The sequence below is a fragment of the Dyadobacter sp. HNCC25DJ186 genome (assembly GCF_056895235.1).
Genome location: NZ_JBXHAS010000009.1, coordinates 232,710 through 257,524, shown reverse-complemented (window position 1 = coordinate 257,524; position 24,815 = coordinate 232,710). Strand labels below are relative to the sequence as shown.

General features: G+C 41.1%; 20 protein-coding genes. 7 read left to right on the top strand and 13 right to left on the bottom strand.

The window, feature by feature from the left end:
- Positions 1-127: 127 nt before the first annotated feature.
- Both AC1XUO_RS23395 and AC1XUO_RS23390 read right to left on the bottom strand, forming a co-directional pair.
- Complete coding sequence (locus tag AC1XUO_RS23395; RefSeq protein WP_483332260.1) at positions 128-907, bottom strand: DJ-1/PfpI family protein; 780 nt, start codon at positions 905-907, stop codon at positions 128-130.
- Positions 908-1,101: 194 nt separating this feature from the next.
- Positions 1,102-2,223 (bottom strand): AI-2E family transporter, encoded by a 1,122-nt coding sequence (locus AC1XUO_RS23390; protein WP_483332259.1) that lies wholly within the window; start codon positions 2,221-2,223, stop codon positions 1,102-1,104.
- Positions 2,224-2,478: 255 nt separating this feature from the next.
- Here AC1XUO_RS23390 and AC1XUO_RS23385 point away from each other — a divergent pair, with 255 nt between their 5' ends.
- A complete protein-coding gene (locus tag AC1XUO_RS23385; protein WP_483332258.1) occupies positions 2,479-2,778 on the top strand; it encodes a hypothetical protein in 300 nt (99 codons plus the stop codon).
- Positions 2,779-2,833: 55 nt separating this feature from the next.
- Positions 2,834-3,874 (top strand): SDR family NAD(P)-dependent oxidoreductase, encoded by a 1,041-nt coding sequence (locus tag AC1XUO_RS23380; protein WP_483332257.1) that lies wholly within the window; start codon positions 2,834-2,836, stop codon positions 3,872-3,874.
- Positions 3,875-3,951: 77 nt separating this feature from the next.
- On the opposite strand, the gene AC1XUO_RS23375 is transcribed toward AC1XUO_RS23380, so the two are convergent.
- The 4 genes from AC1XUO_RS23375 to AC1XUO_RS23360 form a co-directional block, all read right to left on the bottom strand.
- Entirely contained in the window at positions 3,952-4,752 is an 801-nt protein-coding gene (locus AC1XUO_RS23375; protein WP_483332256.1) for an SDR family NAD(P)-dependent oxidoreductase, read from the bottom strand.
- A gap of 92 nt (positions 4,753-4,844) precedes the next feature.
- On the bottom strand, positions 4,845-6,125 hold the full coding sequence (locus tag AC1XUO_RS23370; protein WP_483332255.1) for an aminotransferase class V-fold PLP-dependent enzyme: 1,281 nt from the start codon (positions 6,123-6,125) through the stop codon (positions 4,845-4,847).
- A 213-nt stretch (positions 6,126-6,338) separates the two neighbouring features.
- Positions 6,339-7,478 (bottom strand): FG-GAP repeat domain-containing protein, encoded by a 1,140-nt coding sequence (locus tag AC1XUO_RS23365; protein WP_483332254.1) that lies wholly within the window; start codon positions 7,476-7,478, stop codon positions 6,339-6,341.
- 98 nt (positions 7,479-7,576) lie between these two features.
- A complete protein-coding gene (locus tag AC1XUO_RS23360; RefSeq protein WP_483332253.1) occupies positions 7,577-8,281 on the bottom strand; it encodes a hypothetical protein in 705 nt (234 codons plus the stop codon).
- A gap of 441 nt (positions 8,282-8,722) precedes the next feature.
- Here AC1XUO_RS23360 and AC1XUO_RS23355 point away from each other — a divergent pair, with 441 nt between their 5' ends.
- Positions 8,723-11,623: a T9SS type A sorting domain-containing protein gene (locus tag AC1XUO_RS23355; protein ID WP_483332252.1), complete on the top strand. Its 2,901-nt coding sequence runs from the start codon at positions 8,723-8,725 to the stop codon at positions 11,621-11,623.
- 172 nt (positions 11,624-11,795) lie between these two features.
- On the top strand, positions 11,796-13,331 hold the full coding sequence (locus AC1XUO_RS23350) for a sulfatase family protein (RefSeq protein WP_483332251.1): 1,536 nt from the start codon (positions 11,796-11,798) through the stop codon (positions 13,329-13,331).
- A 149-nt stretch (positions 13,332-13,480) separates the two neighbouring features.
- On the opposite strand, the gene AC1XUO_RS23345 is transcribed toward AC1XUO_RS23350, so the two are convergent.
- The 6 genes from AC1XUO_RS23345 to AC1XUO_RS23320 form a co-directional block, all read right to left on the bottom strand.
- Entirely contained in the window at positions 13,481-14,641 is a 1,161-nt protein-coding gene (locus AC1XUO_RS23345) for a PepSY-associated TM helix domain-containing protein (RefSeq protein WP_483332250.1), read from the bottom strand.
- A 67-nt stretch (positions 14,642-14,708) separates the two neighbouring features.
- Positions 14,709-15,914, bottom strand: coding sequence for a hypothetical protein (locus AC1XUO_RS23340; RefSeq protein ID WP_483332249.1), 1,206 nt, complete (start codon positions 15,912-15,914; stop codon positions 14,709-14,711).
- 50 nt (positions 15,915-15,964) lie between these two features.
- Positions 15,965-18,337, bottom strand: a complete 2,373-nt coding sequence (locus AC1XUO_RS23335; protein ID WP_483332248.1) for a carboxypeptidase-like regulatory domain-containing protein — start codon at positions 18,335-18,337, stop codon at positions 15,965-15,967.
- 232 nt (positions 18,338-18,569) lie between these two features.
- Complete coding sequence (locus AC1XUO_RS23330) at positions 18,570-19,787, bottom strand: hypothetical protein (RefSeq protein ID WP_483332247.1); 1,218 nt, start codon at positions 19,785-19,787, stop codon at positions 18,570-18,572.
- A gap of 13 nt (positions 19,788-19,800) precedes the next feature.
- Positions 19,801-20,457: a hypothetical protein gene (locus AC1XUO_RS23325; protein ID WP_483332246.1), complete on the bottom strand. Its 657-nt coding sequence runs from the start codon at positions 20,455-20,457 to the stop codon at positions 19,801-19,803.
- Between the two features lie 86 nt (positions 20,458-20,543).
- Positions 20,544-21,083, bottom strand: a complete 540-nt coding sequence (locus AC1XUO_RS23320) for an RNA polymerase sigma-70 factor (RefSeq protein WP_483332245.1) — start codon at positions 21,081-21,083, stop codon at positions 20,544-20,546.
- A gap of 199 nt (positions 21,084-21,282) precedes the next feature.
- Here AC1XUO_RS23320 and AC1XUO_RS23315 point away from each other — a divergent pair, with 199 nt between their 5' ends.
- Together AC1XUO_RS23315 and AC1XUO_RS23310 are read left to right on the top strand one after the other, a co-directional pair.
- Entirely contained in the window at positions 21,283-21,960 is a 678-nt protein-coding gene (locus AC1XUO_RS23315) for a DNA alkylation repair protein (protein WP_483332244.1), read from the top strand.
- On the top strand, positions 21,957-22,523 hold the full coding sequence (locus AC1XUO_RS23310; protein WP_483332243.1) for a DUF4256 domain-containing protein: 567 nt from the start codon (positions 21,957-21,959) through the stop codon (positions 22,521-22,523). Before AC1XUO_RS23315 ends, AC1XUO_RS23310 begins: the two co-directional genes overlap by 4 nt.
- 65 nt (positions 22,524-22,588) lie before the next feature.
- Here AC1XUO_RS23310 and AC1XUO_RS23305 read toward each other — a convergent pair whose 3' ends face one another.
- Positions 22,589-23,482 (bottom strand): NAD(P)-dependent oxidoreductase, encoded by an 894-nt coding sequence (locus AC1XUO_RS23305; RefSeq protein ID WP_483332242.1) that lies wholly within the window; start codon positions 23,480-23,482, stop codon positions 22,589-22,591.
- 107 nt (positions 23,483-23,589) lie between these two features.
- Between AC1XUO_RS23305 and AC1XUO_RS23300 the strand changes: the two genes are divergently transcribed.
- Positions 23,590-24,693: a DNA alkylation repair protein gene (locus AC1XUO_RS23300; protein ID WP_483332241.1), complete on the top strand. Its 1,104-nt coding sequence runs from the start codon at positions 23,590-23,592 to the stop codon at positions 24,691-24,693.
- The last annotated feature ends 122 nt before the right edge of the window (positions 24,694-24,815 follow it).

Genomic DNA, 24,815 nt, shown 5'->3' with positions numbered 1-24,815 from the left:
TGTCATTAAACTCATTTGTCAAATATTCAGGGTATAGATATTTTACAAATGAGTTCAATGATATAGACATCGGAGTGTTTGGGAAGAACAAAAAGCCGATAAATACTATCAAATTTCTTTCTTATAATTAATCTACCAACCCATTGAACTTAGCGAACGGATCATGGTGTGGATCAGTATTCCATTCATATTCGGCACCATTGGCCACTTTCATGGCCGTTTCTCTTCCGAATAATTTATCAATCAATGCGAGAGCCATATCTGTTCCGGCAGAAATTCCGGAAGATGTAAAATATTTTCCATCTTCAACCCAGCGCGCCTGGGCAATCCAGTTTACTTTTTCTCCCTGACTTGTTGCCCACTTATATGATCTTTTATTTGTCGTGGCTTTTAGTCCATCGATCAAACCTGTTTTTGCAAGTACTGCGGAACCGGTGCAAATGGAGGCGACATGTGGTGTAGCCTCGGCCATTGATTTGAATGAGGCAAGAAATGGAGCATTGTTAACCTCCCGGCGCGTACCCATTCCTCCGGGGATCATCACAATATCCAGTTTCGGCGCATTGTCAAAAGTGTAATCAACCGCCACGGCAGGTCCTGCGCTGCTTTTTATATTCCCGGCTTTTTCGCCGATCATGTATATCGTCACTTTGTCTTTCAGGGCGCCAAACATTTCCAGCGGCCCGAACGTATCGAGCAATTGAAACCCTTCAAAAACGACCATGCCGAGAATCATTTTTTTATCGTCTGCCGTTGAACTGTTTTGAGAGGTGTCAGTTTCTGCCATACCGGTTAAGGGTAAAATTGATAATGCCGTCAAAGCTGTTCCAGTCGCCGCAGCGGACATAAACGTGCGTCTTGACAAAAGCCTGGACTTGTCATTTTCTTTCGTAAACAGGATTTTCATAGGAGTGATTGTTTGTATATCTCATCAATTTAACAAACAAAATCGGTTTTGGCTGAAGCATATTTGAAATAAACTTCATTGATGATTCGCTTGAAGCCTCAAAACGCGAAGTGATATTACCAGTTCATTTTACGAATTAGCGTAAATGTCAACTGGATTTTTGTTTTGAAGAAAAATCCCGTCGGTAAATTCTATCATTTTCCTTCCACTCCTGGCTTCGTTTGTATCGCGGCTTTTCTGCGAAAACCGGAAAAAATCATCGGGTTTTTTGCTGGCCTTTCGTCGCCAAGTAAAACGCCCCATTGTTTAAAGATTTCCGTCCGGTCGAAAATTACTTTGAGTACTGCGATGATGGGCATCGACAAAAACATTCCTGAAACGCCTGCGATGCTTCCGCCAATAACTACGCCCAAAATTGAAAATAATGCATTGATTTTTACTTTCGAACCAACAATGCGGGGCATAAGGATGTTATTATCCAGGAACTGGACTCCGGCAATGACACACAAAACGGTGACAATCGGCCATAGTTCTGTTGAAGATGTAAGGGTAAGCAGTACACCGATCAGATTACCGATCAGCGCGCCGATATACGGGATAAGATTTAAAAATGCGAAAATAACGCCAATCAGTAACGCGTGTTTGATACCGATAACCATCAGAATGCCTCCTAAAAGAATGGTCATGTAAGTCACCTGGATCAGCAAACCGATCAGGTAACTTTTGATAATAGTCTCAGTTTCATATATCGCCTCTTTCACTTTTGGATGATTGCTTTCGCTGAACCACATAAAAATGAACCGTAGAAGGATGTCTTTGTAGAAAAGGATCAGGTAGATATAAATAGGCAGCAGACCAACAAAGACAAATAACGAGCTCAAAGTCACAGCGACACCGCTCATTTTTTTACCTGCAAAACTGACAACCTCATTGGTGTTCTTGTTAATAAAATCTACCTGCTCTTTTGCCGAGTAATGGCTGATGTTTGAAACCCAGTCGCTAAGTGATTTCAAATGAATACTGACATTATTTTTAATCCTGGGGAAATCTTCTACCAGATTACTGACCTGGGCAGAAAAAAACCAGACGATCCCTGCCAGAAAAATAACGAGCATTAAGATAGGTAATACAATCGCCAGCGCCTCAGGAAATTTATTCCTCTTCAAAAAACGAAAAACCGGTAGTAATACCAGACTAATAAAAAATGCCATAATCACTGGCATGATAATGTCGCTGCCGATCACGAGGATAGTTCCGAGCAGAAAAAGGCCAAGTAATTCGATCGAGCGTTTTACGGTTAGAGGTATTTCATTCATTTTTAGCTATTTAATTGGTGCAAGATTTAATTTCAATTAACATTAAACTATTAGTCTAACAGACTGCCCTTCACGTGTGAAAAGTGATCTTTTTTATTTGGCAGTTCGCCTTGAAATAGTTTCGTAATTCCAATTTCTTAACACAACAAAAGTGTACCATCAATAATTATGGAACTTTTTTAAATAAAAAACCTCTTGTTAAAAATTTTCAGGAACAATTCTTTTAACGGCGCTGCAAACAAACTTTAATTCGATATGAAAAATATAAGAAACAGCATAGGACTTTTAGCATTTGCAACAATGTTGGTATGTGGCTCTTGCGCACAGGAGAAAACTTCGGATTCGGACAGTGGGTCAGATTCACAGACAACTCCCAACGATAGTTCCGGAGCGGAAAGCAAGGCTGCGCTTGGTATAGATGAAGGCAATCAAAAAGAAGTTTCGGGTTATCCATCTAATCAGTCCAATTTAAACAGTGATTCAACCAGAAGGCTGCACGATATTGACACAACAAAAAATGGGGTTTCAAAGGATAAGCCGAATAAGCATTTATAAATACAAGTCCGTCAACAGTTTATATTAAAGCTAGATTTTCATAAAAAGACAAATCATGGAAAATGCAGGAAATACAATGCCATTAATATCCAAAAAAACGGCAATTTTCGCCGCGTTAGGGGTAGGGTTGTTCGCTCTGGCGAAAACTGTTTACAAGGAAATGACGAAGTATGAACTGCGGGGAAAGGTTGTTTTGATTACTGGTGGATCCCGGGGCCTTGGACTGGCAATGGCCCGGGAACTAGCGGCGAAAGGTGCAAAGATTGTGATTTGTGCAAGAAATGAAGATCAACTGGAAGACGCGAAGGAGGATTTGCTAAGAAGAGGAGCGGATGTTCTCGCACTGGAAGCGGACGTGACGATTCAGGACGACGTAACTAGAGTTATTCAACGAATACTCAATCGTTTTGGTCAGCTGGATGTTGTGATAAACAATGCCGGAATCATGATGGTCGGTGCGGAAGATGTAATGGAAGTAGAAGAGTATAAAAAGGTAATGGACAGCAATCTCTGGTCAGCGTTGTACACAATCAAAGCCGCCTTGCCGCAGTTTTTACAACAAGGAGGGGGAAGGATCGTCAATATCTGCTCCATCGGAGGGAAAATAGCGGTACCGCACATGCTCCCATATAGCGTGAGTAAATTTGCGATGGTAGGACTTTCGGAGGGCTTGGGAGCTGAATTGAAGAAAGATAATATTCAGGTAACTACCGTTATTCCAAATCTGATGCGCACCGGAAGTCCGCGAATCGTTTGGGTGAAAGGTGATCATGGCGCAGAATATGAATGGTTTAAGCTCGCGGATTCATTGCCTATACTTTCTCAAAATGCAGATGATGCAGCGAAGGAAATTGTTAAGGCTCTTGAGAATGGAGCAAATGAGGTTATTCTTACTCAAACTGCTAAGGTTGTTGTTGCGCTTCAAGGAATCATTCCAGGCGGCATGACCTCCATTATGCAACTAGCAAATCGTTTTCTGCCAAAAAGTGGAAACGATCATGAGGTTAAAAGAGGTTTTGAAAGCGAAACGAAATTATCTCGCAGCTGGCTTGCTTCACTGACGGATGACGCCGCTGTGAAATTCAACGAGGTCTGAACTTTGATATCAGAAAAAATCTCCGTCACTGAATGGCGGAGATTTTTTGTTTAAGTGTCTAAAAAACTTCTTTTTTCTCAATCGTGACCTACCGGTTTTTGTTGTTCATTCATCAAATGGGCTACCGTAGCATCCGGAGTGATCGCTGTCATTGCCATCTGAACCTTATTTTTAAATCCTGAAATTACCTGATCTTTTCCCGCCATCAGTGCGTCATAACCATCTCTTGCCACATCAGCCGGATCGGATAATGCATTTTTATCCTGAACAGCTTTACTGGCATTCATGTCTGCTTTGTTAAAAAAGTCGGTGTTTGTCGCGCCTGGCAACAATGCGGTAACCGTAATGTTTTCGTAGTCTTTGAGCTCTTCTCTTATAGCCTCGGAAAATGAAAGCACATACGCTTTTGTTCCGTGATACACAGCCTGCCACGGGCCAGGAACTTTGCTGGCAATCGAAGCCAGGTTTAAGATTTTTCCGGAGTTGCGTAGCATCATATCTTGCAGAAATGACTTTGTCAGAATAGTCAATGCCGCTATATTCAGATCAATTATATTCAGCTCACGATTGATGTCGGTATCTTTAAATTCGCCATAAACGCCCTGTCCTGCATTGTTTACGAGCACTTCAATATCAATATCCCGTCTTTTCACTTCATCATACAAGGAAAAAGCTTCATCCCGGTTAAAGAGGTCACGAACAATCGTGATCACATCAATAGAATCCGTTTGCAACTGCTTTGCTGCCGCTGATAACTCAGCTTCATTTCTGCCGACAATGACTAAATTATACTGATCCTTCGCAAACAACTTTGCCAGTTCAAGTCCTATTCCGCTCGTCGCTCCTGTGATCAAAGCATATTTTTGTGACGTTACCATATTTAATTTATTTAGATTAAATTGTTGATGATTCCGCCTTTCCTTAAAAATGCTATGCCTGGAGTGTCCGATAAGCTATTTTAATTATTCATTTAAGCCGACAGAGTTCTAAGGGCTTTCACCAATTTGTCCATATCAATCAGTGTGTTATAAATATGGGGAGAAATGCGGATTCCTCCCGTAGGGGCGGTCGCGATGCCATGAAGCTCATATAATTTTTGCGTGACTTCGGCTGGTTTTTTTCCTGGCAGATTGATGTTTGTAATACCTGCACTGAACTCCCCGGATATCGGTGTTATGAAGGTAATGGATGTAATCTCAGATTTAATCTGTTCTTTCAGGTAGTTATTCAAACTGAAAATTCTTCCCTGGATATGCTTTTTACCTATCGTTTGATGAAATTGTACGGTATCCGGAATTCCGGCGAGTGTTGCATCGTTCCGCTGGCCTAACGCACAATATTTTTCATCAACAGACATGGTATCATCCTTCCAGCCCACGCTGACTATGTTAGGCCACAATTTTGCCATACTTTCTTTTTTGACATATAAAATTCCGTTTTCAAGCGGCCCCATAAACCATTTATGCGTGCTGCCAGTATAAAAATCGCAGCCCATTGCTCTCAGGTCAAGGTCGATTGCCCCGAAGGACTGAGCACCGTCTACGAGGGTAAGAACATTCTTATTCCGTGCCATTTCGCAGATCAGATTTGCCGGAAGGGCGATGCCGCTGGTGTTTGAGATATGTGAAAATCCAATCAGTTTTGTCTTCGGCGTGATCGCATCGATGAATGGTTTTACGAGATCAGCAACTGATTCAGGATTTCCCGGTACACTGACTTTTTTTATCGAAAACCCATATCGCTTTGCACGTTGTTCCCAGGCCAAACCATTGGAAGGATGGTTTTGGTCCCAGAGAATTATTTCGTCTCCCGATTTTAAATCAAAGCCGTTGACAATAATGTTGTTGCTTTCAGATGTATTTCGGGTGATACCAATTTCGTTCGGACTAACTCCGGTAAACTTTGCCAAAGCTGATATCGCCTGTTTTCTGTCCTCAGTAAATTGTTTACGGAATTGAAAAGAAACATCTTTTGACAATCCGGTAAGACTTTCAGATATCTTCATATTGACAGGTGCCGGAGCCGGACAGAGATTCGCCGCATTAAGCATAATCAGGTTAGATGGAACGGCAAATTGCTTTTTAACCTGCTCCCAATACTTTTCGTCAGGTACAGAATGAGACGTAAGTTTCTCAATTTCATCTGGTTTCGTATGGGCGAAGGATGGGAAAGTCAATGCTGCCAGCGAGCCTGCACCCAGATTTTTTAAGAAATTTCTCCGCTCTTTTTCATTCGTAGCAGTTTTGAACATAGGATACGTTTAAGGAGTGATGGTATTATGAAATCAAAAAATTGACATATTCCTCAAAGTGCGGCGTAAAAGGAATGTAATTACAATATCTTAAATTATTGCCAGAATTTGTGAGCACTGAGCAGATAAAAACACTCATTTTTTTATTATTGACAAACAAGAAAAGCTTCTGTGAAACATGTTCACAGAAGCTTTAAGGTGTATTGAAAGAGGTTATTTACCCTCGTTGAAGAAAATAGCAAGCCCGTCTTTTCCGGCTACGACGATATCTTTCCTGCCGTTTTTTCGAAGGTCCGCGACAGAGAAATAGATCCCCGCTCCCTTTCCCTCGCCATAAGGGCCATAACTGATAAAGTTTTTGGTAAAAGATTCGCCGTTCCATTTAAAATAATAAAGTCCCACCGGATCAAATTCTCCCGGATCATTCCCGTTATGCGCCCTGAATCGCTTGCCTGTTATCAACTCATTTTCTCCGTCATTATCAATATCAACCCAGGCCATTGTATGATATTGCGACTGAAAAGGATCAATAGCATGTTTGACAAAACTGATCGATTTTCCATTTCGTTTTTGCTCATACCAATCCAGCCCATACGTATGTCCTTGTCCGACGATAATATCATTTAAACCATCCTTATTGACGTCAGTTACAATAATGGGAACACTTGCGTCACCCAATTTGAAATCGGAGTGAAGTGTCCACGGCTTGGTTTTACGATCTTCGGGAGCTTCCAGCCAGCCGTCAGCGGTAATAAAATCGCCTCTGCCATCGCCATTGATATCACCAAAACCCAGGCCATGACCGTGCGTATCCGCCACTTTGGTGGGTGTAAATTTCCCGGTTGCCTTCTTGTTTTGATCGCGGACCATGGTATAATACACCAAAGGTAATTTTGGTGTATTGGGCACAATTTCTTCAAAACCGTCGCCATCGATATCCCAGGCACGGGTCGTTTCAATATTTCCGGTTTCAAATAATTCATGTTCTGTCCACTCGCCGTTCGTTCCTGGATTTTCCCGCCAGAGCAGCTTTTTATTAAACCATCCTCCGGTGATATAATCCATTTTTCCATCTCCGTTCACGTCATACGGAACCGTAGAAAAATCATCAAAATATTCGCTGACGCGTTTGGTCTGGCCGATTAAATGTCTTTTTTGAAATAACGGGCCTTCATACCAATAACTTCCCGAAACGATATCAGGTACTTTATCACCATTCACATCAAAAACTCCCGCAGACTCGGCGCTTTCCGATGCGATCATTTGTTTTCTGAAAGTCAGCTGTTTAAGTGCCTGTGCAGATAATTCCAGGGTAATGGAAAGGCTAAGAAAAAGAAGTATGAGTTTCTTCATGGTATTTATTTAAATCATTTTAGAGTCATAATCAAAAGCGATTTTTTGATATAAATACTTGATATAAAAACAATTTCAGGGAGGTGTTTATTTTGTCGTTAGAAGGATTGGCAATATTCCAAAAGCTTCACGATGTCATTTTCTTTCAAAAAATCCGTGTTGTTGTCTTTTATGAAAGATGATATTTGAGTCCGATGGTCTGGGAAAACTTTCATAAAATTCACCCGGTTTGCAGATGAAAATCTGAGGTTTTGATCAATCAAAAAATAAACAGACCTCTTTCGCAGCAGCAGTTTGTCATTTGTCTCTAATTTCTGCATCTCTCCATTACTGTTTGAAAAATGGGAATAACTTGAAATGGCCGAAGTTTCTGAATATTCGCTGTATCCGGCATATTTCTCATGGCCCATGACAAGAAGTTTTTGTTGCTTTCCCAATTTTAGCTTTCCAAAATCTCTGATTGCCTGCACATGCCCGTGGCTGCGATCGAAGTAGAAAACATCCGAATTGATACTGATCTTTTTCACAAAGTCATTGTCCCGGAGTAATAAAGTATCTCTTTGGGGTGTGATAAACTGAATTTCTCCGTGAAAAAGGCTGTAATTCAGAGAAGCGATGGAAATTGTTCCATTTCTGAAATACACTTTCCCTTCGTAAAATTTATCGTACAGATAACGATCTCTGGCCGGAACATTTTTGGTAATGTCAGAGCCGTTTTTCAGCTTCATGACCTTGCTTGCAAGCTGTGCAGAAGTTCTGGTGCTGACTGTAAGCAAGAGAAACAGGAGAGAGAGTATTTTCATTCGTCAGACCCGGATGGACAAAAATCCAGACTATGTAAATATAACTATATGTACATCCAATTTAACGATTTCGGGTAAAATTATCTTCCCTTCTTTCGGCAAAATAGAAAGAGCATGCACTGAAAGAAGTCGTATTTTGTTTATTTACGATGGTAGTACATATAAATATTTTAATATTAAAATTTTTTATCGGTTTAAGCGAGATTCGATTATAGCAAGATGTTTTTCCCTTAAAAAGTAGTATTAAGGCAGTTTTTGTGAATTTTTCTACACAGAAGGTAGCAAGGGTAGTTGGTTTGTCGATAAGTTAATTTATAGCATTATATAAATATTACTAAACAAACAAAATCAGTATTCTACCAGTCATAAAGGGTTGAAGCCTGACCTTTGTGGAATTAAAAAATGGCAGTGTTAAAAGCTGTCTTTCACACAAACTATTCTATGCATAAATTATCCACAACAATTGTTCTTTGTTTACTTTTCACACTACTGGCAACAACTGAATCCCGGACTCACGCTGAGGGAACAAAAGAAATCTCACCCCGATCAGGCAGTATTTCTGCACTGGTTTTAATGCCGGACAGAAACACAGGTTCTTACAAAGGTGCTTCTGATGACAACCGTATAAAATTCAACATTGCTTCGACTGACGAGAAGTTTTACTATGGATTTAACTGGCAGGAATATGGTTCATCAACCGCGGTTGGGACGGATATTTACATCCGGATTTACGCGCCAAATGGTACGCTGGCAGCCGGACCGATTCAATTACCCAACTCCGGAGATGGTTATATTTCTTCGTATACACGGGCGGTAAACGGACCAAACCTGGGTAACATGACGAATGGTTATGATCCAAAAGTTTTTACTCCAACGGTTACGGGAGAGCATTACATTGAAATTTACCGAAGTGCTGATAAAGGAAAAACGCAGGTGGCGGCGGCGGAAAATAATGATTCCAGAAGTAAGTCTCCATATTTCGATTTTACAGTTGCCAAATCCAATGGAGAAAAGAAGCCGGGTCGGGTTTTCTGTAAAAAATGGGGCTTTGTGGCCGTGAATTCAAGTTTTGGCCCTGACGCGAATGCCTCAGCTTCTCCGTCAATTTATTCCTACTCCACAGATGAAACAATTTTGAAAGTGACTTTTGAAGATGGTTTCAAACCGATTGCTTATGATATCGCTTTGAATGATTATGGTGTTTCAAACAAAGGAAACTGGCTTGAAGATCGTAAATCAATTAATTCGGCCGATTCCCCTGCGCTGGTAGGAGGTTATAAACTTTTTCTTAACAGTCCAGATCGCGCGTTATATCCGGTGACGCCGATCACATCTTCGGCCCAATTTGCCTCAGTGCCGGTGACTGGTTGCGGTGGTGGATTTGCCTTGCATTTTGTCATGCCGGCAGCAGGCGATGCACGTTTATTGCTTGACGTTAACGGAAAAGCAGGCTTCGACGAAGGTACTACGGACAGGATTATTGAAGTTCCCAATGCTAAGGCAGGAGATAACACCATTGCGTGGGATGGTAAAGACGGCTTGGGAAATATTGTAAAATCAGGTACTGCGATGTCGATCAGCGCAGTTTATCAGCGTGGCCGTTTCAACATCCCGATCTATGATGCGGAAATAAATGCAAACGGTTTTAATATTGAAACCATCGCACCAATTAGTCTTCCTAACAACAAGCTTTATTGGGACGACAGTGCTTTGAAAAATGTTGGAACCGGTAATTGCAACACAAATAACGCGCAGAATAATTACACCGGCGCAGGCCTGAACCGTACACTTTTGGGTTCACTTTCGCCAACACATGCCTGGAATGGCGACGGAAATTTAAAGCTGACTTTACCGGCTCCGTCTGTGAGCAATAATGACGACAATGGATTTCAGTGTGATGACTTTGGCAATGTTCGCGTGATCAATTCCTGGGGCTGGGCGCTTCAATCGTCCTCTTCGGCAACGACGCTTACGTTTGGATGTTTTTCATTGAGCGGTAACGTATTTCATGATGCCGACGGTTTGAAAAACAATCTGGTCAATCACACAGAAGCAGGAGCCGGGACTAATGTTTCAGGAGCATTAAACGCCATTTTAGTTGGTATGGACGGGAAGGTTGTAGCCTCCGTTGCTGTTGACGCTGATGGTAAATACTCATTCGAAAAAATTATCGGTTATACTTTTGATGTTATTTTAAGCACCACACCCGGTATAGTCGGCCAGGATGCGCCAGCTGCGCAGCTGCCAACGGGTTGGGTGAATACAGGAGAACAGGCTGGAAAAATTATGGGTACTGGGATTGATGCTGTAACGGATGGTAAAATCCGGATCACGGTAACTGGTAATACAACAGATATCAATTTTGGGATTGAACAGCCTCCGGTTGCTGATCCAAAAACCTATGTAGCGCCAAGTTCTTCATTTACTTCTAGTCCTACTGGTTATCCTGCGATCTCAGGTTTTATGGCTGTGGTTGCAACTGCATTGGACGGCGGTTACCCGACTAAGGGCTCTTTGTCCGGAAGTGATGCCGAGGATTGCGCAAAGGCTGGAAGCTGCAACAATGCTAAAACTTTCGTGATTGAAACGGTCAACGCAAATACCAGGGTATATTACAATTTTGGATCTGGCCCGGTTGAGCTTACGGCGGGTACCACGATTCCGGATTTTGATGTTACCAAACTGATGATCTATGGGCAATCGGGTTCAGGAACGAATGGCAATCCTTTTGGATTTACGTATACACTGACCGATGCAGCAGGTGTGAAAAGCGCACCGGCAACATATAGTATAACCACAAATACCCCGCTTCCGGTTACGATGATTTCTTTTGAAACGCAGAAAATCGAACAGGCTACTGTACTTAACTGGATTACAAGCGAAGAAACAAACAGTGATTATTTTGAGGTTCAACGTAGTACGAATGGAAAATCATGGTTTGGAATTGGCAACGTTTGGGCTGCGGGAGAAAGTAAGATCAGCCATACTTATCATTACACAGACAAACAACCAAAAACTGGTGAGAATCTTTATCGTCTGAAAATGGTAGATCGTGATGGTACTTTTGCTTACAGCAGGATCAACAGTGTCAATTTTGAATTTGGTTTCGAAACTTCAATTTATCCAAATCCGGTAAGTGATCAGTTACACTTGAAAGCAACGGACTGGGCGCTGGTAAAAAGTATTACTATTTTCGATCTTAACGGAGCCAGTGTTTATACTTCCGGTGCAAAGCCGTCGGATGTTATAGATGTGAAACATTTGAACCCTGGAATGTATGTTATCCGAATTCAACAAACAGATGGTTCGGCTGCCACCCATAAAATGGTTCTTCTAAAATAACCAACCCTTTTTATTTTGTAAAACAGCTTTCCGGATTCGGGAAGCTGTTTTTGCTGTATACCGTTATATTTTATTATTCTGAAATGTTTAAACTCAGCTCAAAAGCATTAGATCGTTTTCAAATTTATCTTTACCTATAAAATACCTTTTCGATTTTTTTTAATTCCTGAACATGAAAAAAATAGTTTCAATAATCTTTTACTTAATAAGTTTTCCGTCTGTTATTTTCGCCCAAACAAGCGAGCGGCCGAACATTATTTTTATATTCTCTGACGACCACGCTTATCAGGCCATTGGCGCCTATGGAAATAAGATTGCGAAAACGCCAAACATTGATCGCATTGCCAGAGAAGGCGCTTTACTTAAAAATAATCTGGTCACAAATTCCATTTGCGGACCAAGCCGCGCGACTCTGCTGACCGGAAAATACAGCCATATCAATGGTTATAAAAACAATGACAGAACCAAATTTGATATTACGCAGCAACTATTTCCCGACCTGCTTCAACAAAGTGGTTATCAGACAGCCTGGGTTGGTAAACTTCATTTGAACAGTCTGCCAACCGGATTTGACTACTGGAATATCTTGCCAGGCCAGGGGATTTATTACAATCCCCAATTTATTACAGCCCCAAATGATACCATCAGAAAACAAGGATATGTTGCGGATCTTATCACAGAAAGTTCGCTTGACTGGATTAATAAACGGGATGAGAAAAAACCATTTTTCCTTGTTGTTGGGCAAAAATCAGTGCACCGGGAATGGTATCCGGACTTGCAGGATCTGGGTGCCTATGATCATATCGATTTTCCTTTACCGGAAACTTTCTATGATGATTATGCCGGAAGAGCCGCAGCGAAAGATCAGGATATGAGTATTGAAACGACAATGCGGTTAAAAGAAGATTTAAAGGTGCATCTGGACTATGAAAAAGTGCCTGGCTATAAATTTTTTCCGGAAGAAAAAAAGAAGGTTTTAAGAGATTATTACGACAAGATCACAAAAGAATTCGATGATAAAAAGTTGTCGGGAAAAGCACTGACAGAATGGAAATACCAGCGTTATATCAAAGATTATCTGGCAACGGCCAATGGTCTGGATCGTAATATTGGGAAAATTCTGGATTATCTGGATAAGACGGGTTTGTCTAAAAATACGGTCGTTATCTATGCTTCTGATCAGGGTTTTTACATGGGCGAGCATGGTTGGTTTGATAAGCGTTTTATTTATGAGGAATCTTTGAAAACGCCTTTCGTGATCCGTTATCCGGGCGTTATCAAACCGGGAACAAAGGTTGAACAGCTGGTCTCCAATATTGATTGGGCGCCAACGGTCCTTGATCTCGCCGGCGCGAAAATCCCGGAAGCAATTCAAGGAAAATCGTTTCTTCCGTTGTTGGATAAAAATGCAAAATCAAATATTCCATGGCGTGAGGCAGCCTATTACCACTATTACGAATTCCCTGAACCTCACCATGTTTATCCGCATTTTGGTGTCAGAACGAAACGGTATAAGTTGGTAAGATTTTATGGCGGAATTGACACCTGGGAGTTGTTCGATCTTGAAAAAGATCCACGCGAAATCAAAAATGTGTATTCGGAAAAGTCCACTGCTGCGGTTGTGAAAGATCTAAAGAACCAACTGAAAACCCTGATCGTTCAGTACAAAGATGATGAGGCGATGAAAATTTTAAATAGTGAAAAATAAATTTGACAGTTGCCGATGACTATTTAAAGAATAAATACAATGAAAAAGGATCTGGCCATTCGGACCAGATCCTTTTTCATTGATATCGTATTTTGAATTGATTTGATAAAAATTCGTTATCATTTTTTACCTGAACAGAGACCTGATTTTCAGACTTGCGTTTGATAAGAAGTTTTAAGTCTCTGTTGCTTTTTAGTTTTTCCCCATTTACTTTTTCCCCACCAAACGTATGCGCCGGTCAAGGGTAAGGTCGCGCAGATAAGACTTACAATAAAGTAGATAATTTTTGTCGTAATACCGCCGATAGCGCCAACGTGTGTGGCATAATTTGTGCGCCTGATCCAATCAGCCAGATTTAATTTATCAATATGAACCTGAGACGACGGGAGCTCAGCCAGCGTAAATTGGTCAAGGTAGACATAACGCCAGGATCCGTTGTGCATATCCGTGCAGAGTTCGATAGGCTCCGTTGGCTCATCAGGAAACGAAACAATGATAGCATCCTTGTTGTAAGTGCCAATCTGGCTTATGCCTTTTTTAAATGCCAGATCAACATTTTTCATCCCGATATCGGGTATCATATTGGTTGTATCCGAGGTTGAATTTACATACGGAGCTTGCGAATTTCCGCCGGAACTAAGCCAGTAAATACCTTTTGAAACCCATGCAAAACCCATACTCAGTCCTGTAATCGTGATCACTAATGCGACAATCAGGGAGTAGAAGCCAAGCACATTATGCAGATCGTAGTTGATCCTCTTAAATTTCGCGCTCCATTTGATTTTGAAACTTTTGTCGCGGTTGGCTTTATTCCATCGTTTTGGCCACCATAACACCAAGCCAGAAATAAGTAATATGAAAAATATGAGCGTGGCATATTCAACAATTTCAGCACCGATATTCAATTCTCCTCTTTTGGCCTCAACCCAAAGCGAGGTATGCCCGTCGAGAATAAAGTGAAAGAAATTCTCCTCGCTAACGATCCCAACAATTGACGCATTATAAGGATTAACATAAACAGCCGAATCAGAATTCATGCTCAGTTTTGCCGTTCTGCCGTGTCCGTAGTACCATATACCGGTTATTTCTTTTCCCGGAAATGAGGGAGTTACTTTTTTCTTAATCTCCGAAGGAAGCAGATAAGGCGCATTATCAGGTCGCTCTGCGTGAATCCAGGGCTGGGTAAAGTATTCAAATTCCTGCTCAAAAACCAATATGCAGCCGGTAATTGCAACAATAAAAACGATGATACCGGAAGCGAGTCCCAGCCATAAATGAAGCCAGGCATTTATTTTTTTAAAAATTGTCATGGAGCAGGAGATTTTCAACCCGTCCGGATGTTGGCCGGCCAGGTTGTTTTATGATACGATATTTAGGCTATCTCATTTTGTCAAGGCGAAGAACCCAGTCGTAACCGCCAACGATTTCCAGTCCGGTTTTCACTGTTTGCGCAGCAATGTCGTAGATATAGACAAAATCCTTACCGGTTTCAGCGTTTGTGATCATGAAAACTTTTCCATCTTCAACAATAATATTCTGGATATAAGCGTCGCCGTCGGCAGGGATTTCTGTCAGTTTTTTTGTGATTTTCCCGGTTTCCAGATCCATTACCGCGAATACATAAATGTGCGTGGTGCCTGTAATGGCGGGATCAATGTATTTTAAAATTGCTTTTGTTCCGCCAATATACCAAAGTCCGACACCCTCATAACCCAGAGTTGACTGGTTCACGGTGTAACTTGCGTCCAGTTCAGTTGTGCCTTTTTTGATTCGGTAGATTGCTGATTGCCTGCCGGAAATGCTGCTCCATTCCACATTAGTAGCAAAATAAGCATTGCCATTATTATCGACAAAAGAAGAAGATAACCATAATTTGTTTGTTCCCGGACCAGCTGATGTCGTGCTTTCAAGCGTCTTTTCGTATTTCAATGTTGCATAATCTACAACGCCGATGTAGGTTTTCTTCTGCCATGGATTAGGCCATTCGGCCGTATATCCAAACTGAAAAAATACTTTTCCGTTTGTGAACTCAATATTGCCAAGGTTAAAGTCATTAAAGCCCGCAGGAACTGCCGGTGCATCCAGAACGCCGTTTGTCATTTTCAATGTTTCAATATCTACCACTGAATAATGTACTTTATCCTGATCTCCGTTTGTTCCGATCAGAAAAAGCGTTTTGTCATTGATCCAAGTAAATCCGGAAACATCGGCCATGTGGGTATATGGCACTTCAAGGACGGTATTATAAAGTTCTTTTTCGTATTTGAACTTTGAAAAACGTCCGCTCGTGGTGTTGTAGTAATAATAATATCCTCCTTTTGTGATGATACCGTAGGCAGATTTTCCGGTAACTTCTGCGCCATGACCGGTCAGATCAATCGTGCCCTCAGTTAAAGAGTTAGTACCCAAAACATATTGCGTCGTATTTGGCCAGCTGCCAATTTGCAGCCAGACATTATATTTCTCCTGCGTTTCTTCAACCGGATCAACGGTTTCTTCATCGTCGTCACTTGAACAGGAATTCAGCACAGGAATAAGTGCCAGAGCAAACAGAAATGTGTAACGTCTGAAATTTTTATACATGGTAGTTTTATGGATATTTATGTGGTTCTGAGAAAAATGAAAAATTGAACTTAGCGTATGAAATAGCGTAGTTTGACAGAAAAGGCACGACCGGGTTTCTGTAAACGGAAATTGTCAAATGCCAGGTTATTGGTGAAATTTCTGCATTCAAGCGACAGGTTATATCTGCCATTGTTCCATGAATTGGAGATCGAAGCATTATGAATGTATTGGTCGGGAATGGTACTTTTTCCCGCCTTGTTGCCATAAGCCTCCCAGGTCAGATAAAACCAGTGGACATATTGCGTACTCAGGTTAAGCTGCATCCGGGATGCTTTACCGAGGATATTATTCTTGCCAACACTAAAATCTCCGTTTGCAAAAAGCCAGGGCTGGTTTGGTATTTTATTAAGATAGGTTGCTTCGGGCGTTCCGCTGGTCACGCCAACCGGAAATTTGGTATTATTGATCGCATTTTGATAACTGACATTTGCATTGAAATATAAAAGGTCGCCGTAGTTATATTTCACATCGCCTTCCAAACCGGTAACTTTTACTTTTGAAGTATTTTCATAACGGCTGACACTTGAATTTGATTTGTAAACTACTGCGTAAATGAAGTCATTGGCATTTCGGTAGAACCAGGAGCCTTCCACGAATATTTTGTGTTTATTAACCGCGAAACCATAATAAGCACCAACATTCAAATTGTGGCTGGATTCCGGTTTCAAATCCAGATTGGCGATCACGGTATATCCGTTTCCGAACATTTCACCAACTTCCTGCAAACGGTATGCTTTTTCGAAAGAAGCTTTTATACCGAGATCAGGCAAAATTCTGAACCGGCTTGCTACGCCGTAACCCGTGTAAGTTTGGGAATCATTCGCCTGTGCATATTCGCCGGAAGCAGTAACCAGTCTCGATTGCTGAACGCCGATGTTATAGATCTTACCAAAAAACGTATTGGTCAGCCGGTCGTTTAAGAGATTTTGCTGATAAGCAACGCCTACAATATTTTTTGATAGAATACCCGGAATATCTGCCCGGTCGCTGATGAGCTCGTTGTAGTTTTCGTTTTTCAGATGGTCAAATGTGTAGTTCAGATTGAATGAGTGAACCTTTGACAAAGTGTAACCCAGATTGGCACGAACAAAAGTTCTCGGACGGTTGATATTTGTAATGGCTTTTGCGCCGTTTATTTCAGCCAGGCTGGTCTTAACCCTCGATCCATCCCAATAATATTTGTAACTGGATGTATCAGTAACTACATAATTATCTACCGACATTGAAGCGAAAACATTAGCGCTTAGTCCTTTAACAAAAAGATCATCTTTCCGGAAACGCGCGGATGCATTGTAGGCATAGCCGTTTTTTGTGACGGCACCATACACCACATCCTGCCGTGTGCCGGTTTGAATATCCTGTGCAGTGCCGGAGTAGGAAAAGCCAACGAAAAATACATCCGCCCATTTTTTATTGATTACGCCCAGTTCAACCTGTCCCATGGCAGATTTATATTGGTCATGAAAGCGCCTGAAATCTTTGTTCACATATTTGTATTGCGCCTCATCCCAGATCTCCATACCTCGCATGATGTAGTTGTTATCAGAATAATTTCCGAAGGCACTTGCTTTGATAATCAAACCTTTGGCAGTGCTGTATTGTCCGTTCAGCGCAAGTCTGTGCGTGTTAAAAGATCCGAAACTGTAACTGGCATCCAGATAATTATTGACATGCTGGTTGGTCACAATATTCACAGCCCCTCCGAGCGCGTCCGAACCTAGACTCACCGGAACGACGCCCTTATAAACTTCCAAACGTTCGGCAAGGTTTACAGGGATATTGTTCAGCGACATGGTACTTCCCATGAGTTCAAGCGGCACGCCGTCGATAAAAAATTTCACGGCTTTTCCTGAAAGACCGTTGATAGAAAAATTGAAATCTGATCCCAATCCACCTTCTTCACGTACCCGAACACCGGCTGTTTTGTTTAATACCTGGTTCAGATCCACAGTCGTATTGGCAAATCTTTTTGTCTCAATCGCGTTGACTGTAAAAGCTTGCTCCTTTATTTCCTGCGTTTCATTTTTACCATGAACCGTCACTTCGTCCATGTTCCGTGTATCGTTTTTTAACAAGAAATCGACCGTGTGGCCGTGGCCATTTTTTATATTGATCGTTTTTGCCTGCGTAATCTGTCCGACAGACGAAGCGATGATCGTATAACTTCCTGGTTTTGAGATATCAATTTTATAGAAGCCCTCGGCGTCAGTAATCGTACCGGAAGAGGTTCCTTTAATCGTTAGGTTAACGCCGGGAATTGCGTTTCCTTCCTCTGATTGTACTGTTCCTGAGATCCTTATCGAAGTCTGCGCATTGGTAATAGAGCCAAGAAAGACCAGGCTTAGTGAGAAAATGGAGTGTAGAAGTCTGCCTGAATACATTAGGATAAATGTTCTGAATATGCGTTATGCCGGAACGGTCGCGAACTAATTCTGACCTTTTCTTTTGAGAAGTAGCACAAGCAAATGTTTCCCGAAGGTGAGAAACGAATATTTTTTTCGCAGACCTGAAATCGTTCGAATTTTCTGTTTTGTATCAATAAAAACAAAAAACTGCCAGACCCGGAATTTTAAATTCCTGATCTGGCAGTTTTGTCTTCGTTTATGTTAACAGTTACGGTCGATCTTCAAACAACTTCTCAATCCGTAGAATATAATCGATATCATCCTTGACTTTCAGTCCCTTGGTAAGGGTGTCATTTTTTTGGTTATAGATCCAGATGTAATTGCCGCTATCAGAATTTATTGACAAATAAACCAACCCGTTTTCAACCAAAACACACTGGCGCGAAGTCCCCTTGTCTAACGGAAGATCAAGCTTTTGAGTCGTTTTTTTATTGATGTCCAATAAGTAAAATTCTATATGGGGCACTTTGTAGTGATCTTCGACACCCGTAAAAAGATCCTTCCTTTCACTTCGGATAATGGCTTTTCCATTGCCAATATCCCAAAGGCCATACGCATGATTTTTTATGGCTTCGGAAATATTCCAGTAAAAAGTGCTGTCCAGGTCATCATCGTTTTTTTTGATTCTATATAAAGAGGTTGGCAGGTCTGGGTTGTTTCCAAGGGCAATTCCGGGGCAGGCAAGGAAATAAAAATCACCTTTTTGATCTGTGAAGGTGTTAGGTTGGGCGGTATTAGCACCACCGGGATTGGTAGACCGACTGTCTTTGATGGTTTTGACTGGCTTCAAACCGGGATATGTCAGTATATCGACATAAACCGTATCAGCTGTCTCGAAATGGGTCTGAGAAATTTTATGGTACGTATAACCTAGAAAAAGTTTGTTTTTTTTTAACATCGAAAAACCGATCGACATCGAGTTGAATGGTGATTTCGGTAATGAAACAGGTAAATTTCCTGTTTCTGCTTTCATGTTTTGCACATCAATACGGGCATAACTTAACCTCGAAGATTTGCGATCATAAGAAGCAAGGAAAACAGTATCCGGATGAACCCAGTTGTAATTATCAAAGTAACTCATTCCCGGCAACGCAACCGAATCAATTGGAGTATACTTATTTTTTATTACCTCATATTTCAGAAAAAAGTTAGTTTTCCTTTCCAGACGATAATAAAATCCGTCTTTCACAATGAGGTCATACCAGATTTGTTTAGGGTAAGTGCGTGCTCCGTTTATAACAGGATCAAGTTCTCCCGACGAAAGGTCGTCAACCTGGTTTATGTATTCTTTGGAGTCATCGGCCATCGTATAAATACTATACTTCTGAAGTTCAGATGTCTGTTTTTCAGAACAACCAAAAAGGGAGGTAAAAGTCAGTAGAACGAAGATTTTTAACGTAGTCAGGTTGCCTTGGGCACGATTCATTTTGAAGAATATTTCAAATATTAAACTGATCCATAATCTGCCTTTTTACAATTGGCGGAAGTCCCATCAGCAGTTTTTCGTCCATTACAATCAACGCATTATCTTGATTATTCCGGTAGTTTAGGGCAATGTAAGTTTCGCCTTTTTTAAAATTCATTTTCCCGGTGTTGTTTTTATTTTCACCGCACACGTCGTTGAAACATAACAGCACATCTTTTTTTGGACTGATTAAAATGGCCCCACAAAAATCAATCAGACCACTTTCGGAATCGATACTTGCTTTACTTTCCGGAGCAAGTGAAATTGTATAATCTACCGAGTGAATTTCTTTATTTACCGGCGCAGATTTATTTTCTGACCTTAACACAGTTTCCTGCGTTTCAGGTTTTAATAAAAAAAAGGAAAGGATAAGTAATATTGCAGCACTCGCAGCAGCAGAGATATATAGCGGTCTCTTGTGGAATTTGAGACTCCTGGCATCAGCAGAAGGTAATGCAGAAGATATATCTTCCCACATTTCAGCTTTAACAGTTTTTTTATTGAGGTCGTCAGGCAGAGAAATTTCAAAATCTGTATCGTCATCCAGAAGCCAGTTTTCAACCATAGCAGATTCTTCCGGAGAAGTTTTTCCCGAATGGTATTTTTCAATAAGCTCCTTACTAACCCTCATTTAAGCTGCTTTTTGTGAATGCGCAGAAGTACTTTTTAGTAAAAGTAGCATATCTGAGCGTTTTACGAAGCAGGCAATTGATAAAATCAACAGGAATATTCCGGAAGGTTGGATTTAAGAGAAGTTACGGCTTTTGAGATGTGATATTCAACGGCTCTTTCTGAGATTAAAAGGTTCGAAGCGATTTCTTTATTAGAAAGGCCTTGCTCGCGGCTCATTTTGAAAACCCTTCGACACTGGGACGGGAGGTTTTCAATAAGTGAACTGATCCGTTCAGAAAGACTACGTACCATCACTTCATTTTCCGTGAAGTTTAGCGAAGAAGTCTGGCTTGCAATGATATGTTCAAGATGCTGTTCCCTGATTTTTTTGTTACGGATAAACTCAAAAACTTTGAATTTTGCAGAGCGGACCAGATATCGTTCCACCGACTGGTTAATTTCAAGTTCTTCCTTCCGCTCCCAAAGCGACTTGAAAATTTCCTGAACCATTCCTTTCGCAGCCTCGGAATCACCCAGATTTGAATAACAAACGCTAAATACTTTTTCCCAATACAGATTGTAGATTTCCTTAAAGGAATCTTCATCAATTCTGAAAGCGATTTTGTCGGGCGAAATGTTACTCATAGGTATGGAAAGTCCTTTGTAGACTAACGGTTGACAAATATAGTTTCTTATTTATATCTAGTCCAAATAATTGAAGATATTTTCTATTTGATCAAGATTTGCATGAGTCAGAATTTGAAATTTTTATTGTATTTCAGCATTATCGCTTAGTACTTTGGGTAGAAAGATTATTTTTGCTAATATGTTAGATGTAAAAATTATGACACTTGAAGAAACGCTTTCTCAGCTCGAAACGCTCGGCACCGAAAAGATGAGGGAATTTAACAAAAAACATGGTGTAGGCGATAATCAGTTCGGGGTGAAAATGGGCGATATCAGAGGGTTGGCGAAAAAAATAAAGACCAATCATACGCTTGCTCTGGAACTTTGGGATACCGGAAATATTGATGCGCGCTTTTTAGCCATTCTGATTATAAATCCTAAAAAGCTTTCAAAGGAAGAGCTTGCGACTATGGTTAAATCGGAAAAGTTCACGCATGTTGCGGACTGGTTGTATTCGTATGTGGTAAAAGATTTTCCTGATACGGAGTCCTTTCGTAAGGACTGGATGAATTCTGAAAACGTGATGGCTGCCAGGGCAGGATGGAGTCTGACAAGTGGCTGCGTGGCCAGAAATCCGGATTTGCTCGATTTGCCAGCGGTTCTTGCCAGAATCGAATCAGAAATGGCTGATGCCGCGCCGGAAGTTCAATGGACGATGAATTCAACTTTGGCGAATATTGGCATCCGTTTTCCCGAACATCGCAGCCGTGCACTTGCCATAGGAGAGAAGCTGGGTATTTATCGAAACTATCCTGTATCAAAGGGTTGCACTTCGCCCTTTGCGCCGATATGGATCAATGAAATTGTTGGAAGGTCAAAAACACAAATATCATGAAAGACAATAAAAAGGATTTATCAGCAGATCATTGTGATCAATTGTTAGAGATTCTGAAAACCCGTTTTGAAAAAAATGCAAAACGCCATGAAGGCTTGGAATGGGTTAAGGTGCACAAAAAGATCGCTGCGAATCCGGATAAACTGTGGTCGCTGGATAAAATGGAAGAAACCGGTGGAGAGCCGGATGTGATCGGTTTTGATGAACAAACTGGTGAATATATTTTTTGTGATTGTTCAACAGAAAGTCCTGGTGGACGCCGAAGTTTTTGTTATGATCTGGTGGCTCTTGAATCAAGAAAGGCAAATAAACCGGCAGATAGTGTCGTAGAAATGGCAGTTGAAATGGGTATCGAACTTTTATCAGAAGAACAGTATCACCAATTACAGCAGATTGGGAATTTTGATTTGAAAACTTCAAGCTGGCTGAAAACACCACCTGAAATCAGAAAACTTGGCGGCGCAATTTTCGGCGACCGTCGATTCGGAAGAGTTTTTATTTATCATAACGGCGCAGATTCCTACTATGCTGCGAGAGGATTTCGGGGTTTGCTGAGAATATAAAATAACCAATTAATGAAAACCGCTTCGGCTTTTGAAGCGGGTTTCATTAATTGGTTAAGTGAAAATTATCGCGCCTGCTCCAAGTGTTTTATGATTGCAATAAGATCCTGATCACCAAGTTTCTTCTCTGCCTGACGGAAAGTTTCATACGCAGCTTCACTAAGGGGAGTGTTCAGTCCCTGATCCAGTGCTAATCCAAGGTCTTTGCGAATGTGTTTAAGATAAAATGCCGGCTCAAAGTTATTATTCAGAATGGCTTCTCCTTTTGTTTTGGTATAGAGATTTGCCAGCGCTCCGTTGTTGATAATCGTCAGAAAATCTTCAACCTTGATATTGTTTTTCTTTGCGAAAATGACTGCCTCTGCCAGACCCTGCGTATAAAATCCGATCATTGAATTAACTGCCAGTTTAGCCGCATTTCCTGCACCGACGCCTCCGACAAGTAAGGTAAGTTTACCTAGTTTTTCCAATATCTCTTTTACCTTTTCGTACACATTTTCCTCGCCGCCTACCATGATAACCAATTGAGCAGTCTCAGCCTGTTTTACACTTCCTGAAACGGGCGCATCAAGATAGTGGTTGTCGTGATTCCTGCACAGAATAGACATTTCCTTACTGATGGCAGAGGAAACGGTGCTCATATTGATGATGATTTTTCCACTTGTTTTTGCACTCAGCAAACCGGCATCTCCAAGAAAAATATCATGAATAGCGCGATCATCCGACACCATCACGATCACAACATCCGACTGCTCAATCAGCGAAGCAGGCGAGGAAGCTGTTCGCGCCCCTTTTGTAGTCAATTCTTCTTCTTTATCCTTGCTACGGTTATAAACCGTCAGTGCATATCCCGCTTTGATCAGGTTAGCTGACATCGGAACGCCCATTTTTCCTAAACCTATCCAACCTATTTTTGTCGTGTTCATATCTGTTATTTCGTTTACAATGTGATCTTGCATAGGGATTAATTTTTCATCTACCTGCAAAATGATTTTACTGGTTATTTTTGTTCCTCAAAAACCAAACCAATACGCCACACCCGCCAATCGCAATAAATTAACAAATTATGAGTCTGATCAAAGACATTTATTCTCCCGCGTTCTACGACAAATTTGCCGACGTTCTTACGGAAACTGTACCTTCGTTCGATAAAGTAAAATTCCTGCAACTCATTTTTAATGAACATTTTAAGTCCATGGAGTGGAAGCAGCGTATGAAACATACCACAAAGGTTTTCCATGAATTTATGCCGGATAATTTTCAGGGAGCGGTAAAAATAATTCAGAAAGTTATATCAGGATTAAGGAAAAATAAATTTATCGACGACAATCTGGCTTTCATATTTTTTCCTGATTATATAGAAGTTTACGGAATTGATGATCTGAAAACATCGGCCAAAGCTTTCGAATTTATAACACAATTCATCAGCTGCGAATTTGCCGTGCGGCCTTTTATCTTGAAGTATAATGATAAAATGATTCGTTATATGTACGACTGGTCTCAACATGAAAGTCCGAAGGTCCGTCGCCTCGCGAGTGAGGGAAGTCGTCCGAGACTGCCCTGGGCGATGGCGATACCGGCATTGAAGAAAAATCCGGAGGCTATTTTACCGATTCTTGAAAATCTGAAAAATGATCCCTCCGAATCTGTAAGAAGAAGTGTGGCCAATAGCCTGAATGATATCGCAAAAGATAATCCTCAGATCGTACTTACGATTGCCGAAAAATGGAAAGGAACGGGTAAAGAAACGGATGCGATTATCAAACATGGTAGTCGCACTTTATTGAAGCAGGGACATTCAGAAATCCTGAAACATTTTGGTCTGGATAGTACAAATATTTTGATAAGTGAATTCAAAATACTGACGCCAGTAGTGAACATCGGCGATAGTGTGGAATTTTCGTTTTTGGTCAAAAATGATACCGGTGAGGCTCAGACTATCCGGTTGGAATATGCGGTTTATTACTTCAAGTCGAATGGACAATTATCAAAAAAAGTTTTCAAAATCAGTGAGAGAGTATTTCAACCACGCGAGACGACGCAGATTCACAGAAAACAATCTTTTCGTCTCATCACTACACGCAAATTTTATATCGGGCAGCATAAGGTGTCTGTGATCGCTAACGGCAGTGAGAAGACGGGAAATGTATTTGAACTCGTTGATAACTAGCGTTTATACTTTTTTATGCTTTGCTTTTTTTGCTTTGCGCTCAGTTTTGCCTGTGAATAATAATGTAAATGTGACAATCTGTTAACAGCGGCTTAATATCGCTGATGGTTCCGTGCGATATA

What these genes read in the sequence shown, in the direction of transcription:
- AC1XUO_RS23385 (WP_483332258.1), top strand. Translation starts at nt 2,479, where the DNA reads ATGAAAAATATAAGAAACAGCATAGGACTTTTAGCATTTGCAACAATG.
- AC1XUO_RS23350 (WP_483332251.1), top strand. Translation starts at nt 11,796, where the DNA reads ATGAAAAAAATAGTTTCAATAATCTTTTACTTAATAAGTTTTCCGTCT.
- AC1XUO_RS23340 (WP_483332249.1), bottom strand. Translation starts at nt 15,914, where the DNA reads ATGTATAAAAATTTCAGACGTTACACATTTCTGTTTGCTCTGGCACTT.
- AC1XUO_RS23300 (WP_483332241.1), top strand. Translation starts at nt 23,590, where the DNA reads ATGAGTCTGATCAAAGACATTTATTCTCCCGCGTTCTACGACAAATTT.
- AC1XUO_RS23390 (WP_483332259.1), bottom strand. Translation starts at nt 2,223, where the DNA reads ATGAATGAAATACCTCTAACCGTAAAACGCTCGATCGAATTACTTGGC.
- AC1XUO_RS23360 (WP_483332253.1), bottom strand. Translation starts at nt 8,281, where the DNA reads ATGAAAATACTCTCTCTCCTGTTTCTCTTGCTTACAGTCAGCACCAGA.
- AC1XUO_RS23365 (WP_483332254.1), bottom strand. Translation starts at nt 7,478, where the DNA reads ATGAAGAAACTCATACTTCTTTTTCTTAGCCTTTCCATTACCCTGGAA.
- AC1XUO_RS23345 (WP_483332250.1), bottom strand. Translation starts at nt 14,641, where the DNA reads ATGACAATTTTTAAAAAAATAAATGCCTGGCTTCATTTATGGCTGGGA.
- AC1XUO_RS23320 (WP_483332245.1), bottom strand. Translation starts at nt 21,083, where the DNA reads ATGAGTAACATTTCGCCCGACAAAATCGCTTTCAGAATTGATGAAGAT.
- AC1XUO_RS23310 (WP_483332243.1), top strand. Translation starts at nt 21,957, where the DNA reads ATGAAAGACAATAAAAAGGATTTATCAGCAGATCATTGTGATCAATTG.
- AC1XUO_RS23375 (WP_483332256.1), bottom strand. Translation starts at nt 4,752, where the DNA reads ATGGTAACGTCACAAAAATATGCTTTGATCACAGGAGCGACGAGCGGA.
- AC1XUO_RS23330 (WP_483332247.1), bottom strand. Translation starts at nt 19,787, where the DNA reads ATGAATCGTGCCCAAGGCAACCTGACTACGTTAAAAATCTTCGTTCTA.
- AC1XUO_RS23355 (WP_483332252.1), top strand. Translation starts at nt 8,723, where the DNA reads ATGCATAAATTATCCACAACAATTGTTCTTTGTTTACTTTTCACACTA.
- AC1XUO_RS23370 (WP_483332255.1), bottom strand. Translation starts at nt 6,125, where the DNA reads ATGTTCAAAACTGCTACGAATGAAAAAGAGCGGAGAAATTTCTTAAAA.
- AC1XUO_RS23395 (WP_483332260.1), bottom strand. Translation starts at nt 907, where the DNA reads ATGAAAATCCTGTTTACGAAAGAAAATGACAAGTCCAGGCTTTTGTCA.
- AC1XUO_RS23325 (WP_483332246.1), bottom strand. Translation starts at nt 20,457, where the DNA reads ATGAGGGTTAGTAAGGAGCTTATTGAAAAATACCATTCGGGAAAAACT.
- AC1XUO_RS23380 (WP_483332257.1), top strand. Translation starts at nt 2,834, where the DNA reads ATGGAAAATGCAGGAAATACAATGCCATTAATATCCAAAAAAACGGCA.
- AC1XUO_RS23305 (WP_483332242.1), bottom strand. Translation starts at nt 23,482, where the DNA reads ATGCAAGATCACATTGTAAACGAAATAACAGATATGAACACGACAAAA.
- AC1XUO_RS23335 (WP_483332248.1), bottom strand. Translation starts at nt 18,337, where the DNA reads ATGTATTCAGGCAGACTTCTACACTCCATTTTCTCACTAAGCCTGGTC.
- AC1XUO_RS23315 (WP_483332244.1), top strand. Translation starts at nt 21,283, where the DNA reads ATGACACTTGAAGAAACGCTTTCTCAGCTCGAAACGCTCGGCACCGAA.